This is a genomic window from Alkalibacillus flavidus, assembly GCF_040545925.1.
Taxonomy (GTDB): domain Bacteria; phylum Bacillota; class Bacilli; order Bacillales; family Alkalibacillaceae; genus Alkalibacillus; species Alkalibacillus flavidus.
In genome coordinates, this window is the sequence record NZ_JBEPMX010000001.1 from 180,550 (window position 1) to 196,188 (window position 15,639).

The 15,639-nt window shown below is 40.6% G+C and carries 17 protein-coding genes; 15 read left to right on the top strand and 2 right to left on the bottom strand.

What is annotated here, in order from left to right; all coding sequences use genetic code 11:
• Positions 1 to 9: 9 nt before the first annotated feature.
• On the top strand, positions 10 to 732 hold the full coding sequence (gene rnc, locus ABID56_RS00920; protein ID WP_377946521.1) for a ribonuclease III: 723 nt from the start codon (positions 10 to 12) through the stop codon (positions 730 to 732).
• 488 nt (positions 733 to 1,220) lie between these two features.
• Here rnc and ABID56_RS00925 read toward each other — a convergent pair whose 3' ends face one another.
• Positions 1,221 to 1,442 (bottom strand): DUF1128 domain-containing protein, encoded by a 222-nt coding sequence (locus ABID56_RS00925; protein ID WP_354218502.1) that lies wholly within the window; start codon positions 1,440 to 1,442, stop codon positions 1,221 to 1,223.
• A 170-nt stretch (positions 1,443 to 1,612) separates the two neighbouring features.
• Between ABID56_RS00925 and smc the strand changes: the two genes are divergently transcribed.
• The 4 genes from smc to ffh are packed head-to-tail and all read left to right on the top strand — an operon-like array spanning position 1,613 to position 7,934.
• Positions 1,613 to 5,182, top strand: a complete 3,570-nt coding sequence (gene smc / locus ABID56_RS00930; protein ID WP_354218503.1) for a chromosome segregation protein SMC — start codon at positions 1,613 to 1,615, stop codon at positions 5,180 to 5,182.
• Between the two features lie 39 nt (positions 5,183 to 5,221).
• Positions 5,222 to 6,241: a signal recognition particle-docking protein FtsY gene (ftsY, locus tag ABID56_RS00935; protein WP_354218504.1), complete on the top strand. Its 1,020-nt coding sequence runs from the start codon at positions 5,222 to 5,224 to the stop codon at positions 6,239 to 6,241.
• Between the two features lie 11 nt (positions 6,242 to 6,252).
• Positions 6,253 to 6,579 carry a putative DNA-binding protein gene (locus ABID56_RS00940; RefSeq protein WP_354218506.1) on the top strand — a complete coding sequence of 109 codons (327 nt, stop codon included), beginning with the start codon at positions 6,253 to 6,255 and terminating at the stop codon, positions 6,577 to 6,579.
• Between the two features lie 14 nt (positions 6,580 to 6,593).
• Positions 6,594 to 7,934 carry a signal recognition particle protein gene (gene ffh, locus ABID56_RS00945; protein ID WP_354218507.1) on the top strand — a complete coding sequence of 447 codons (1,341 nt, stop codon included), beginning with the start codon at positions 6,594 to 6,596 and terminating at the stop codon, positions 7,932 to 7,934.
• A gap of 57 nt (positions 7,935 to 7,991) precedes the next feature.
• Here ffh and ABID56_RS00950 read toward each other — a convergent pair whose 3' ends face one another.
• Positions 7,992 to 8,369, bottom strand: a complete 378-nt coding sequence (locus ABID56_RS00950) for a PH domain-containing protein (RefSeq protein ID WP_354218509.1) — start codon at positions 8,367 to 8,369, stop codon at positions 7,992 to 7,994.
• 190 nt (positions 8,370 to 8,559) lie between these two features.
• Between ABID56_RS00950 and rpsP the strand changes: the two genes are divergently transcribed.
• The 10 genes from rpsP (at position 8,560) to ABID56_RS01000 (ending at position 15,554) form a co-directional block, all read left to right on the top strand.
• Positions 8,560 to 8,832, top strand: coding sequence for a 30S ribosomal protein S16 (gene rpsP, locus ABID56_RS00955; protein WP_354218511.1), 273 nt, complete (start codon positions 8,560 to 8,562; stop codon positions 8,830 to 8,832).
• 14 nt (positions 8,833 to 8,846) lie between these two features.
• The gene (locus ABID56_RS00960) at positions 8,847 to 9,074 is read left to right on the top strand and encodes a KH domain-containing protein (RefSeq protein WP_354218513.1); all 228 of its coding nucleotides are present in this window, start codon (positions 8,847 to 8,849) and stop codon (positions 9,072 to 9,074) included.
• A 77-nt stretch (positions 9,075 to 9,151) separates the two neighbouring features.
• A complete protein-coding gene (locus ABID56_RS00965) occupies positions 9,152 to 9,535 on the top strand; it encodes a YlqD family protein (protein ID WP_354218514.1) in 384 nt (127 codons plus the stop codon).
• Between the two features lie 9 nt (positions 9,536 to 9,544).
• Positions 9,545 to 10,066, top strand: a complete 522-nt coding sequence (gene rimM / locus ABID56_RS00970) for a ribosome maturation factor RimM (protein ID WP_354218516.1) — start codon at positions 9,545 to 9,547, stop codon at positions 10,064 to 10,066.
• On the top strand, positions 10,066 to 10,824 hold the full coding sequence (gene trmD / locus ABID56_RS00975) for a tRNA (guanosine(37)-N1)-methyltransferase TrmD (protein WP_354218518.1): 759 nt from the start codon (positions 10,066 to 10,068) through the stop codon (positions 10,822 to 10,824). Before rimM ends, trmD begins: the two co-directional genes overlap by 1 nt.
• Positions 10,825 to 10,916: 92 nt before the next feature.
• Positions 10,917 to 11,261, top strand: a complete 345-nt coding sequence (rplS, locus tag ABID56_RS00980) for a 50S ribosomal protein L19 (RefSeq protein WP_354218520.1) — start codon at positions 10,917 to 10,919, stop codon at positions 11,259 to 11,261.
• Positions 11,262 to 11,390: 129 nt separating this feature from the next.
• Positions 11,391 to 12,236, top strand: a complete 846-nt coding sequence (gene ylqF, locus ABID56_RS00985) for a ribosome biogenesis GTPase YlqF (RefSeq protein WP_354218522.1) — start codon at positions 11,391 to 11,393, stop codon at positions 12,234 to 12,236.
• Between the two features lie 50 nt (positions 12,237 to 12,286).
• Complete coding sequence (gene rnhB / locus ABID56_RS00990) at positions 12,287 to 13,063, top strand: ribonuclease HII (RefSeq protein ID WP_354218524.1); 777 nt, start codon at positions 12,287 to 12,289, stop codon at positions 13,061 to 13,063.
• Between the two features lie 44 nt (positions 13,064 to 13,107).
• Complete coding sequence (locus ABID56_RS00995; RefSeq protein ID WP_354218526.1) at positions 13,108 to 15,288, top strand: TP0910 N-terminal domain-containing protein; 2,181 nt, start codon at positions 13,108 to 13,110, stop codon at positions 15,286 to 15,288.
• Positions 15,285 to 15,554 (top strand): EscU/YscU/HrcU family type III secretion system export apparatus switch protein, encoded by a 270-nt coding sequence (locus tag ABID56_RS01000; protein WP_354218527.1) that lies wholly within the window; start codon positions 15,285 to 15,287, stop codon positions 15,552 to 15,554. The genes ABID56_RS00995 and ABID56_RS01000 overlap by 4 nt, the downstream gene beginning before the upstream one ends.
• Positions 15,555 to 15,639: the final 85 nt, after the last annotated feature.

Sequence of the window (15,639 nt, forward strand, 5' to 3'; positions counted from 1 at the left end):
GGATGGCTTATGATGTCATCCTCATTTTCTATGAAAAGAAAAGGTGACAGTATGGATATAAAACATTTTCAAGATCGATTTAATGTACATTTTGAAAACGAATCATTGTTAAAACAAGCTTTTATGCATACATCATATGTGAATGAGCATCGAGATCAATCACTTGAGGATAATGAACGATTAGAGTTTTTAGGTGATGCTGTGTTGGAACTTGCTGTTTCACAATATTTATTTAGACAGTACCCACATATGAGTGAAGGCGAGTTAACGAAGTTCCGTGCGAACATCGTCTGTGAGCCATCACTTGAACAATTTAATCGTGATTTATCGTTGAGTCAGTATTTATTACTAGGTAAAGGGGAAGAAGCGTCTGGTGGAAGAGAGCGCCCAGCGATTTTAGCTGACGCGTTTGAAGCGATGATGGGAGCCATTTATTTGGACCAAGGATTTGAAACAGCGTTATCTTTTTTAGAGACGAATATATTCCCGAATGTTGAACCTGGTGCTTTTTCGCATGTGATGGATTATAAAACAAAATTACAAGAATCAATGCAAAAGGAAGGCAAAAACGTTTCATATCAAATTATTGATGAGTTAGGGCCTGATCATAACCGAGAATTTGTCGCTGCGTGTTATGTGAATGATCAAAAAATAGGCGAAGGTCGAGGTCGCTCGAAAAAAGACGCCGAGCAAGAAGCCGCTAACGAAGCATTACAAAAACGCCAATCATAGAAAAATATGGTTGAGATAAAAGATTAATCGTTATATAAATAACGAATGTTTGAAAATAACGTTAGATAGTGATTAAGCGGAATCAAAACACATAGACGCCTGGTCGACTAAGTACGGTCACGTCCTGTGACCAACGTCGACATTAAACCGTCCAGGTCGTCATGGGAACAGCACGAGTCTCGAGACCCCGCAGGAAGCGTTTTTCTTCCGAGGGATGCACCTGCGTCTCCTAGTAATGCCTCGAAGTTAGCTTCCTCGGTGCAAGTTGCAAGGAAGCATATTCGATGGTGTGGGCTGGCTCGAGCCGCGCCCCGGTAAAGGAAACACGGCGATTGCGCCAGCAGAGCCGATATTGAGCTTATGTCACGTAGAACAAAGCGAAGCGTTTTGATGGAGCGTCATACAAGCAGAAAACCCGAACGATTTATTTTTATTAAAATCGCTCGGGTTTTACTTTGCATTATTATCTTTAGTCTCAGCACTAACTTTTACTTACGATATTTACTTAACTCAGTGATGATCGCATTGATCTCAGCGACGCTGACTTGTCCTTGGGCTTTGACCATGTCATAAATGTCTTTAATGTCATGATAATGATCTAAGTCATAATCGCCCGGTTTTAGCAACGCAGCATTTAATACTTGTAACTCACTTGCTAAGTCTTCGATAATATAGTGTAAATTATCTTCTGTTGCTTCATTTAAATTCATAAAATCTCACTCCCATTCCTACTTTTGAGCCTTCTGTGAACTCTGAATGTATGATAAAATGTAACGGTTGACATGTTAAGGTGCAACTTTAAATGAACCCGATACTAAAACAATACTAGAACGTTTACATAAATTAAAGTGTAGCATGAAATAAGTAGGTGTATAAAGTCATGTTCCTAAAAAAACTCGAAACAGTCGGATTTAAGTCATTCGCTGAGCGTGTATCAGTTGATTTTGTCCCTGGTGTGACAGCTGTTGTCGGCCCTAACGGAAGTGGTAAATCAAACATTACCGACGCGATCCGCTGGGTCCTCGGGGAACAGTCAGCTAAATCACTGCGCGGTTCTAAAATGGAAGACGTTATTTTTTCAGGTAGTGATACGCGTAAAGGGCTAAATGTAGCTGACGTGACTCTCGTGTTAGATAACCAAGACCATCAACTTCCGATTGATTACGATGAAGTAGCCGTCACGAGAAGGGTTTATCGCTCAGGCGAAAGCGAATATTTACTTAATAAACAATCTTGCCGCCTTAAAGATATTACAGATCTCTTTATGGATTCAGGCTTAGGAAAAGAAGCGTTTTCGATAATAAGCCAAGGTAAAGTTGAGGAAATTTTATCGTCGAAATCTGAGGAACGACGTAGTATTTTTGAAGAAGCAGCCGGCGTATTAAAATACAAAAAGCGTAAACTAAACGCGCAAAAAAAACTCGATGAAACACAAGATAATTTAAGTCGTGTCGAAGATATTATACATGAAATCGAGGGCCAGCTTGAACCGTTAGAAGAACAGGCCCAAACGGCACAACAATACTTAACGAAACGGGACGAGTTAGAACAAGTCGAAGTGTCTTTACTCGTCGCAGAAATCGAATCGATCCATGCTGATTGGGAAAAGCTCCTATCATCGATTGAAACGTTGAAAAATACATTAACAGAAGAAAAAACAATTATCCAACAAGATGAAGCGAATTTAGAAGAAAAGACGAATACGATTAACACATTAGAACAACAAATCACGAAATGGCAAGATCAGAAACTATCACTCACACAAGAAATTGAGCAACTAGAAGGTCAAAAAAATGTGCTGGTTGAACGGTTGAAGCATTATGATGAAAGTAAAGATAAACTAGAGCAATCGGTTGAATCACATCGCGACCAAATTGATCAAATCCAGCTCGACATAGATGATTATGAGTCGCGCTTAGAAGTATTAAAATCATCGCGACAAGAAACAAAGGATCAAATCCAATCATTAAAGCAGACGATTGCATCTAGTGAAGGCAATATTGAAGAGACAATCGAAAACCATAAAGCAGAATACATTGATCTGTTAAATGATCAAGCCGCAAACAAAAACGAAAAAACTTCGCTTGAAAAACAATTGGAACAACTCGACGCTCGTAAGGAACGACTGGATCAACGCTTTGATGAAATGTTGCATGAACGACGTCAATTGGAAGACGATCTCGCGACTCATACGTCGAAAGAATCAGAGTTAAAGGAACAATTATCATCATATCAACAAGACTACGAAAGCCGTCAATCTGAACGTGAGACGTTACGGGAAACGATTCAATCTGATGATGACAAGCTTAACCAAGCTTATCGAATGATTGAACAACTACGATCGAAAAAAGACATGTTAGAAGACATGAAAGAGTCTTACAGTGGTTTCTACTATGGTGTTAAATCGATTTTACAGGCTACAGAGAAAGGGCAGTTAAGTGGGATCCACGGCGCAGTCGCTCAATTAATTGATGTACCTGAAGATTATGTGACAGCACTAGAAACGGCATTAGGTGGGCAAGCTCAACATATCGTCGTTGAACATGAGAAAGATGCTCGTGACGCGATTCAATTTTTGAAGCAATCGAAAAGTGGTCGTGCGACACTTCTTCCATTATCGACGATGAATTCACGGTGGATCGGCGATCGTGTTTACGACACAGTCAAAGACGTTGATGGGTTTGTCGGCGTAGCCAATGAACTCGTTCATGTTGATGACACATATCGTTCCATTGCGAATAATTTATTAGGCAATGTACTAGTCGCTGAGACGTTGAAACATGCCAATACTATTGCGAAAACGATTAACCATCGTTTTCGTATCGTGACTTTAGAAGGGGATGTCGTAAACCCAGGCGGCTCCATGAGTGGCGGGGCTAAAAAACAAAATCAACAAGCATCTCTTTTCACGCGGGAACGCGAACTAGAAGATGTGAAACAAAAGCTAGACCATTACGAGTCGAAAACGAAACAGTTTGAAGACGAGTTACAAACAAAGCGAACCCAATTCCAATCCCTAGATTCGACTTGTACGGAGTTGAATCAACACATGGAAACGATGAACCAACACGTACAAGAGGTCGAACAAGCGAAGCAATCGTGCCAAATTCAACTTGACCATATTAATAAACAGTTAGAAGTGTACGATCAAGAAAATAAACAGTACGAACAAGATAAGACTCAATTGCAAACAGATCTTGCACAACTAACTGATACGTTACAACAACAAGAAGACGAAGCGAATGCGTTAAAACAGAAGATTGACGATTTAACAGCCAATCAATCGACGTATAAAGCGGAACAAGATGAGCAACAAGAAAAACTTAACCATTTGCAAATACGTTTAGCCGAACAAGATAGCGATGTTCGTAACCAAGAAGAACGATTGAAACAGTTGAAAACGGATTTACACGATGAGCAGCAACAAAAAGCGCAACTTGAACAAGAATTACATGATTTACAGACGTCATTTGAAAAAGCAGACACGGTAGAGGGGCTGTCTGATTCTTTATCCAACCATCGTGAACAACTCGTGCAAGTTAATAGTCAATTAGAAAATGCTCGTGAAGAGCGAGAAAAAGAACGACAATTAAAAGACGACCTTGAACGCGAAGTGAAAGAGAAAAATCGTTTGTACGATGAGAAAAATCAACAATTACAGCAGCAAGAAGTGCAAGCTAATCGACTAGATGTGGAATTAGAAAACCGTTTGCAACAACTCCAAAACGAATATTCGATGACATTCGAACGCGCAAAAGCGACGTATGGACCGAGCGAGGCGATTGATGAAGCGAAAGAGACCGTGCAATCGATCAAGCAAGAGATTAAAGCGCTAGGTCACGTTAATCTTGGTGCGATTGATGAATATGAACGGATCCAAGAGAGATATCAATTTTTAACAGACCAGCGCGATGATTTATTAGAAGCGAAAGAAACACTTAATTCAATCATTGCCGAAATGGACGAAGAAATGGTTCGTCAATTTAGTGAGACATTCACACAAATTCAAGCCGAATTTACGAAAGTGTTTAAATCGTTATTTGGTGGGGGTCACGCGGAATTAACTTTAACGAATCCTGATAACCTTCTAGAAACAGGTGTTGATATCATCGCTCAGCCTCCAGGTAAGAAGTTGCAACAACTAGGGCTTTTATCAGGTGGCGAACGAGCACTAACGGCAATCGCTTTATTGTTTGCTATATTACGCGTCCGCCCTGTCCCGTTTTGTGTGCTTGATGAAGTCGAAGCAGCATTAGACGAGGCGAACGTGATTCGTTTTGCACAGTACTTAAAAGAGTTCTCAGCTCAAACACAATTTATCGTGATTACACACCGTAAAGGAACGATGGAATACGCTGATGTCCTTTATGGTGTCACGATGCAAGAATCAGGTGTGTCCAAAATGGTTTCGGTTAAATTGGAAGAGACAGATGAGATGATATATAATTAAACCCAATCGGGACGTTGCAAGTTAGAAAGGAAGATAACGATGGGATTTTTCCAAAAATTAAAAGATAAAGTAAATAAACAAACAGAAGAAGTCACCGAAAAATTTAAAGACGGCATGTCCAAAACACGCGACTCGTTTACGTCGAAAGTGAATGATCTCGTCGCGCGGTACCGTCAAGTTGACGAAGAGTTTTTTGAGGAATTAGAAGAAATTCTTATTTCAGCTGACGTCGGTGTGAACACTGTAATGGAATTAATTGAAGAGTTAGAAATGGAAGTGAAACGTCGTAATATTAAAGATACGGAACAAGTGAAAGAAGTCATTTCTGAAAAGCTAGTCGAGATTTATTATGATGGTGCCGATGAATCATTGCAGACCCTCAATATGCAAGAAGACGATTTAACCGTGATGCTTATCGTTGGTGTCAATGGCGTGGGTAAAACGACGACGATTGGTAAATTAGCTTATCAATTACAACAAGAAGGAAAGTCGGTCGTCTTAGCAGCAGGTGATACATTCCGTGCCGGTGCGATCGATCAATTGGACATTTGGGGTGAACGCGCTGGCGTTGACGTGATTAAACATAGTGAAGGCGCGGATCCAGCGGCCGTGATTTATGATGGGATTCAAGCTGCTAAATCACGCGGTGCTGATGTACTTTTATGCGATACAGCAGGACGTCTACAAAACAAAGTCAACTTGATGAAAGAGTTATCGAAAGTACACAAAGTAATCGAGCGTGAAATTCCTGATGCACCGCACGAAACGTTACTCGTGTTAGACGCGACAACAGGACAAAACGCGCTAAGCCAAGCGAAAACATTTAAAGAAGCAACCGATGTGTCAGGTATCGTATTAACGAAATTAGACGGTACCGCGCGTGGTGGTATCGTGATTGCGATACGCAATGAATTGAATATTCCGGTTAAATATGTTGGGCTCGGTGAAAACATCACAGATTTACAACCATTTGATCCGCATCAATTTGTTTACGGATTATTCGGCGATTTAATGACACGTGTTGAAACAGAAGAAGATGACGATCATAATAATGGCTGAGGAGTGCCCGCATGTTAGAAAAAACGACACGAATGAATTATTTATTTGATTTTTACCAGAAGCTCCTAACCGATAAACAGCGCAGTTACATGGAGTTATATTATTTAGAAGATTATTCTCTAGGTGAGATTTCTGAAACTTATGATGTTAGTAGACAAGCTGTTTATGATAATATTAGACGTACGGAAGCGATGCTTGAAGAGTATGAGTCGCAACTCGGCTTGTATCGATATTTCGAAGAGCGACATGATCTCATTCGTCAGATGAAACAGAAGCTAGCAGACAATGAATTGGATGAGGTTCGTGCGTTATTAGAACAATTGGAAAACCTAGATTAGGGGGGATCAGCCATATGGCATTCGAAGGATTATCCGAACGCCTGCAAGACACGATGAAAAAGATTACCGGTAAAGGTAAAGTGAGCGAAGCAGACGTCAAAGAAATGACCCGCGAAGTCCGTTTAGCTTTGTTGGAAGCGGACGTTAACTATAAAGTGGTGAAAGATTTAATTAAACGCATTAAAGAACGTGCGGTTGGCCAAGAAGTAATGGAGAGTTTAACACCTGGCCAACAGGTGATTAAAGTTGTCCGTGATGAATTAACAGAACTCATGGGTGGCGAACAAAGTAAAATCGCGGTAGCCAACAAACCGCCAACTGTCATTATGATGGTCGGTTTACAAGGTGCCGGTAAGACGACAACGACGGGTAAATTAGCCAATCATTTACGCAAAAATTTCAACCGCAGTCCATTACTCGTCGCAGCAGACGTCTATCGTCCAGCCGCTGTCGATCAGCTTGAAACATTAGGTGAACAACTCGATTTACCCGTTTATTCAAAAGGAACAGAAGCAAACCCTGTCGACATTGCGAACGAAGCGATTGAAAAGGCGAAAGCTGAACATCATGACTATGTCTTAATTGATACAGCCGGTCGTTTGCATGTGGATGAAGATTTAATGGATGAGTTACAACAAGTTAAGACGAATACTCAACCCGATGAAATCTTCCTCGTCGTCGATTCGATGACAGGTCAAGATGCCGTAAACGTGGCCGAAAGTTTCGATGATCAACTCGATATTAGTGGTGTTGTCTTAACGAAACTTGATGGTGATACGCGCGGTGGTGCTGCATTATCTATTCGTTCCGTGACAGGGAAACCGATTAAATTCGCTGGTATGGGGGAGAAGCTAGACCAATTAGAGCCATTCCATCCAGACCGTATGGCGTCACGCATCTTAGGTATGGGTGATGTGTTTAGTTTAATCGAAAAAGCCGAAACCGAAGTCGACGAAAAGAAAGCGAAAGAAATGCAAGATAAAATGCGTTCCGCTTCCTTTACGTTTGAAGACTTTTTAGAACAGATGGACCAAATCAAAAACATGGGACCTCTCGACGAACTCATCAACATGATGCCTGGAGCAAACAAGATGAAGGGCATGAAAAACATGCAAGTCGACGATAAACAGTTGTCTCATATCGAGGCGATTATACAGTCGATGACGAAAAAAGAACGTGTCGACCCAAGTGTCATCAATGCGAGTCGTAAAAAACGAATCGCTAGTGGTTCAGGGACGTCTGTTGCGCAAGTGAACCGTCTGTTAAAACAGTTTGAAGAAATGAAGAAAATGATGAAACAAATGACCAACTCGAAAAAAGGTAAAAAAGGCGGCATGAACCTGCCGTTTATGTAACACTAAACCCCCCTTATGACATGTCTTGGAACAGACAACATAAGGGGCGTTTTATAGTTAAGTGCATTTTTGAGTTAACACTTTTTGAATATCATAAATACTGTCGTCTTTTTTAAACTGTTTGCTTATGGTCGGTTGAGCAGCGCCTGATATCCATATTTTAAGCTCCGCATCCAAGTCAAATGTACCAGCCGTTTCAATGCTGAAGTGCGACACACTCTTATATGGAACCGAATGATAATCCGTTTTTTTGCCTGTCATGCCTTGCTTATCAACCATCATGAGACGACGATTAGTAAACACGATTAAATCACGCACTAATTTAAAGGCGACTTCAACGTTTTCATCATCAACTAATAAATTACCTAGTTCTTGTTCCACTTCATCTGGTTTTGCGGTCGATGCATTTCCCATTAATCCATCAAATAAGCCCATATCATAACCTCCTAAATAAATTGTTCCACTGATTATATTTTGACAAAACCGTATAATATCCTGCCATTTTAATGGAATAGTCAATAAAAATTGATAGATTTTTAATATGTCATGGAAAAATACTTTACACACTTCAAACTGTCTGCTACAATCTGTACTTGTGATAAGTTAATTAATGGAGGTGTAAGACATGGCAACGAAAATTCGCCTAAAACGTATGGGTTCTAAACGTAATCCGTTTTATCGTGTCGTTGTTGCTGATTCACGCGCGCCACGTGATGGCCGTATCATCGAGCAAATTGGCACATATAATCCAGTAGCTGAAACACCAGAGGTTTCAATTAATGAAGAGAAAGCACTTGACTGGATGACTAAAGGTGCTCAACCAAGCGATACAGTACGCAATCTATTCTCAGACAAGGGCATCATGAAGAAGTTTCACGAGTCAAAAAATAACGGATAAGGATTTGTGATATCATGAAACCCTTAATTGAATCGATTGTGACGCCGTTAGTCGATCATCCCGATTTGATTCATGTTGACGTAGAAGAAACGGATGAAAAAATTCGTTACCACTTAACGGTGCATGAAGATGATGTCGGAAAAGTCATCGGTAAAAACGGACGTATCGCAAAAGCCGTCCGTACGGTAGTACACGCTGCCAATTCGGACACATCGAAAAAGGTTTATGTTGATATTATGTAAAAAGGGAGAGGGTTTTGAACCTTTCCCTTTTTTATACATGATGAAGATTGAAGTCACACAACATATAGGTGATTCTCATGCAAATAATCCGTAAAACGACAGTGAAACAAGTGTTAACCGAAACGAGTAAGCACGAACTTAAAACGCATTTTGAAAACGAAATGGCAGCTAAACGAAAAGAAATAGACCAACTCGTCTTCCAAAAGAAAAAATTGCTCAAACAACAATTCGACGCCCAAAAAGTCGAAGAGAAGTTTGCTAAAGAAGAACTGAAACGGCAACAATCGATCGAGTGGTATGAATTTCAAATCGAACAATTGAACCAATTGCCATTAGGTAGTGAAATCACTGAACGTGACGTAGAAGAAATTGTGGACGTTTCAATTGGTGACGATTGGAATAACATTATCGGCGAACGCGAAATCGTCGTCCAAGACGGTAAAATAGTTAAAATAAATTAGGTGATGAACATGGATCAAGACTATTTAAAAGTAGGAACCATTGTGAATACACATGGTGTTCGAGGTGAAGTTCGTGTCATATCGGTAACCGATTTTGATGAACGATACGAACCAGGCAGTGAATTAATCGCGATAGATGATGACGGAAACGAAACATCAGTAGTCGTAGAATCGCATCGCGGGCATAAACAATTTGATTTATTAACGTTCGAAGGTTATACATCGATAGAAGCTGTCGAATCGTTAAAATCGGCCACGCTTTATGTTCACGTTGACGAATTACATGAATTAGATGATGACGAATTTTATTATTTTGAAATTATCGGCTGCCAAGTGTACTATACGACCGGGGAGTATGTCGGGTTTATTAAAGAGATTATGCAACCTGGTGCGAATGATGTGTGGGTGGTTGACCGACCAGAACCAGGTGCAAAAGATGCGCTTATCCCGTTTATTGATGATATCGTGAAAGACATTGATTTAGAAAATGAACGGGTGACGATTGCGTATATGGAAGGATTGTTACCGTGATGAAGCTCGATATCTTAACCCTTTTTCCTGAGATGTTTACAAACGTATTTGAGTCGTCGATGTTAAAGAAAGCAAAGGACAAAGGGGCATATGATTACGACTTAATCGATTTTCGTACGTATACGGAAAACAAACATAATAAAGTGGATGATTACCCATACGGTGGGGGCGCAGGTATGGTGTTAACCCCCCAACCCATTTTTGACGCTGTGGCTGATTTGAAAGCGAAACAACAGTCACAACCTCGCGTCATTTTGTTATGTCCACAAGGTGAACCTTACACGCAAGCAAAGGCGCATGAATTAGCGGAGGAAAACCATTTAATTATGATTTGTGGTCATTACGAAGGTTATGATGAACGAATTCGAACTGAACTGGCAACTGATGAAATCTCAATCGGTGACTATGTCTTAACGGGCGGTGAGCTTGGTGCCATGGTCGTAGCTGATAGTGTCATTCGATTGTTGCCTGACGCTTTGGGCAATGAAGAGTCCGCCGCACAAGACTCTTTTTCTAAACCGTGGTTAGAGCACCCACATTATACGAGACCGCAAGATTTTAGAGGGCATCAAGTTCCGGATGTGTTACTGTCAGGCAATCACCAAAAAATTGACGATTGGCGACAGTATCAATCGATTAAACGGACGTATGAACGCAGACCAGATCTTATTGATGAATCCACTTTATCAGACAAAGAACGACAATTATTAAATCAAATTAAAGCCGAACAAGGTGTTGCGTCTGATAATGGTGTATGATATATTAATTTAGTGCTTAAGTGTTCTTAAGTCGAAAACGATGTTCCGCTACTTGGATGAGTAAGAACATTAGTTGGAAGGAGTGAACGAACATGCAACAGATTTTAGACCAAGTCGTACAGGACCAACTACGTACAGACGTGCCTGAATTCCGTGCTGGTGACTCAGTAAAAGTACACGTAAAAGTTGTCGAGGGTAACCGCGAGCGTATTCAGGTATTCGAAGGTGTTGTCATTAAGCGTCGTGGTGGTGGAATCAACGAATCGTTTACAGTACGTAAGATTTCTTACGGTGTAGGCGTTGAGCGTACATTCCCTGTACATTCTCCACGTGTTGACAAAATCGAAGTATCTCGTCGTGGTCGCGTACGTCGTGCGAAGCTTTATTATCTACGTAACCTACGTGGTAAAGCAGCGCGTATCCCAGAGAGACGATAGGTATAAGCAGAACAAACAGAGCTTGGCGTTTACGACGTCAAGCTCTATTTTTTTCGTGAAATTTTAGCGATTATGGGCCGTTAACGATATAATAGAAGAACGTAGAAATGATAAGAAAGTGGTGATGGTATGACGATCCAATGGTTTCCAGGCCATATGGCGAAAGCGAAGCGTGAAGTTGAGGAACAATTATCCCTCGTTGACCTTGTGATTGAATTAGTCGACGCACGTGCGCCTTACTCAAGTCAAAACCCGATGATGCAAGATGTGACAAGTGATAAACAGAAACTTATTATACTCATGAAGCGTGACATGGCTGAAGAGCGAGTCACACAACAATGGTTAGACTATTTCCGGGAACAAGGGAAGTACGCTTTAGCTGTTGATGTGAATCAAAAAGATGATATCAAACAAATCGTGAAACAAACAAAGCAAATTAGCGAACACATTAACGAAAGACGTAAAGAAAAAGGAATAAACCCTCGCTCATTAAGAGCGATGATTATTGGTATTCCGAATGTTGGGAAATCTACGTTAATCAATCGATTAGCGAGCAAAAAACAAGCTCAAACAGGTGATAAGCCAGGTGTAACGAAAAAACAACAATGGATCAAAATTCAAGGTGAGTTTGAACTATTAGATACACCTGGGATATTGTGGCCTAAGTTTGAAGAAGAAGAAGTCGGTTATCGATTAGCCGCTATAGGCACGATTAAAGATCAAATTTTACACTTAGATGATATCGCGATTTATATATTAAATACGATGAAACAGTATTATCCAGATGCCTTAGTTAAACGGTATTCGACATTAAATTTAGAATCGGATGATGTCGTCGAGTGGTTTGACGCTATCGGTAAACAAAGAGGGTGTTTGATGTCTGGTGGTGTGATTGACTACGATCAAGTAGCCGATGTCATTATTCGTGATTTAAGGCAAGGTCACCTCGGTCGCGTTACTTTTGATCAAATGTAGCTTATAAACGGGCGTTTTGTGTCGATATAAATAAAAGGAGACAGTCACCTATGGATATTAAGCAAATGACAGTTCGAGATGTTAAAGCGTTAATCGATCAAGGCGATGTCGATGAACATACAATTGCCTTATTGCGTGAGGATTCGCGGACAGGTGTCCAAAAAGTCATTAAGCAATACGACAAACGTGTTGAATTAGAAAAACAGAAATATCAACAATTTCAAGACATGAGAGCTTATGAACAAGCGGGATGGTCACGTGGCTATCGTTATATTGCTGGGGTTGATGAAGTCGGTCGTGGGCCACTTGCTGGTCCAGTCGTCGCTGCTTCTGTCGTGCTTGACCCTGATGATGAGTCGTTAGTAGGGATTAACGATTCAAAACAATTATCGGAATCGCAACGTAAAGCGTTTTACGATACGATCATAGAACGTGCTATAGCAGTAGGTGTCGGTGTCGTTGAAGCTGAGACAATCGATAAAATTAATATTTATCAATCAGCTAAACAGGCGATGCAACAGGCGGTCGATCACATGGCTACACAGCCTGACTATTGCTTAATTGATGCGATGACGCTAGAGGAACTAATGTGTCCTCAACAATCACTCATAAAAGGCGATCAAAAGAGCATCTCTATTGCAGCAGCAAGTGTCATTGCGAAAGTGACACGAGATCGATTAATGATCGAGGCGGCACATACATATCCTGATTTTGAATTTGAGCGGAATATGGGTTATGGTACACCGAATCACTTGCAAGCCTTAGCAAAACACGGGCCGACTAAGATTCATCGTCTATCATTTAACCCTGTTTCTTCGTATCGTTAAATCATTGGTTTTGACTATAATCTTAGTTTAAAGGCGTGAGTATAATGGTTGAAGTGAATAAAGCGTTTCAGTCAATTCGTGTCGGTCGACAAGAGTCGAGCAGTTTAAATTTACGTGAAGGACAGGTCGTCTCAGGTCGTGTGTCGAAGTTTTATCCCGATAATAAGGCGCAAGTTCAGATCGGTCAACAACAAGTCGTAGCACAACTGAATGCCAATTTACAATCGAATCAAAATTACTTGTTACAAGTCAATCAAACGAGCCCGAGTGTTCATTTGCAAGTCGTCAGTGAAAAAGCGGTTAATTCGCCACTAGATGCGGCTAAAACATTACTTCAAGCGACGAATCAACAGGCGAGTCGACAAGAGACGATGATGCTTGCGCAAATGCTTCGTGAACAAATGCCTGTCAGTCAACAAAATATAGGCACACTATTATCGCTAGCTCGTAGTGATAGTGCGGATAGTCAAACCGTGTTACGCGAGATGTTAATGCGTCAATTTCCTTTAACAGAACAAACGTTTAGAGCTGTTGACCAACGAATTAATCAACCGATTTCACTGCAGCAAACGTTAGCTCAAATGCAAGCGCAATTAGGTCAATCTAGCCAATTGACGAGTGAACAAATGCAAATGCGTTTATATATGCACGCCTTAAGTGGAAATACGCCGTCTAACCAGCAAATGATGGCACAATTAACCCACCAAATTTTGTCGGAGATTGGTCGTGGGTCAGAAACGACTTTTCAAATGTTACAAAAAGCGGGTGTCGTTAGCCAACAAGTGTCGTTTTCTGAATGGTCTAATACATGGTCCAACTGGGCTCAACAAAATCAGATTACATTTAATTTGAATAGTCAAGGGGCTAACCCCCTTCCGAATATCCCGTTACCTTATAATATGACAGCGGATCAAGTACAATCAGGTTTGCAACAATTAGCTGGGCAACAATTGTCTGGCGGGTTAAAGTCACAGCAAATTTTACAATCGTTCGTCAATCAGCTCTCACAATTACAGCAATCTGGTGGAGAACGATTAAACTTTTTGCGAAATGTGACGCAATTACCTGTGTTTAATCAAGTGCAAGCGAACCTATCAGTTAGTAATCAGCAAACGATGCAACAGCTCGTGCAATATATAAATCAAAATCAAAGTGGTCAAGCACAACAGTTGTTAAATAGCGATTCTGGGCAACAATTAATGCAAAACTTAAACCAATTACTTGCTACACAATTAACTGCTGAGCAAAGTCGCGGACTGCAAGTGTGGCAAAACGTCATGACTGCGAATCAATCAAATAGTATGTCGCAAGTGATGCAGCAACTTCAAACATTTTTCAGTATGACGCAACACGACGGTCAAACAGCTAATCGAATGCAGCAAGCGATCACGCAAGTTCAAAGCCAATTGAGTCAGCCTAATCAGCAGACATTACAACAAGTGGTGCAAGCGGTCAGTCAAAATCAACCAGCACAAGTCCAACAACTATTAAACTCTGACTCTGGCCAACAGTTAATGCAACAGCTAACACAATTTAATTCACAAACGATGACTCAACAGGATGCGCGCGCTGTACAAATATTAAACAATATGTTGCAACAAATCACAACGCAACCTCAACAATCGGCTCAGTTTAATCAAATCATGCAACAATTGCAAGCGATGTTTAATCAACAAGACATGACTCAAGCACAAATGATGCGACAAGATTATCCATCTATGAGCCAATTGTTGCAAACTGTGTCTGCTCAAACGGGTCAAGAATCGTTCCAACAAATGAATCAAGTTTTGCAAGGTATGCATTTATCGATGCAAGACTCAGCGCGTGAGTGGATGCAATTTTCTGCTCATCTACCGAAGGAAATGTTTGGATTGAATGATGATTTATTTATGGATTTTGAAGGGCAACGACAAGCAGATGGGTCCGTTCATCCAAAGAATTGTCGCGTGATGTTTTATTTAGATTTGCCCAACCTTGAGCAAACAGTTGTGGATATGAAGGTCACACAAGGGCAGGTTGATTTATCGATCTATCATGACAACCCAGACAAACTCGCACCGCTTGCCGAAAGCATGGAAGATAACTTAAAACTTAATTTAAAAGATAAGCAATATGAGCTGGCTAATTTACAAATTAAACCACTTGAACAACAAACACTAGAACCTGTAAAACCACAAGAATCATCACTCGATACGTCTTACAAAGGAGTTGATTTCCGCGTATGACAGATGAATATAAACGAAAAGAAGCGATTGCGTTAAAGTATGATGAAGGTGAACACGAAGCACCAGAAGTGATCGCCAAAGGAAAGGGCTTAATTGCAGAAGAAATATTAGACCGAGCTGAAGGCCATGATGTCCCTATTTATGAGGATCCAGCTCTAATGAATTTGATGAGTGAACTCAACATTAATGAAAAAATTCCAGAAGATTTATACCAAGCGGTGGCTGAAGTGTTCGCTTTTATTTATCGGCTAGACAAAAAATACTAAAAAACCACATAAAAATGTGACAGATTCTTTTGATTACGACACATTTCATGTATAATAAAAACAGTGTGGTTTTATTAATTAAGTA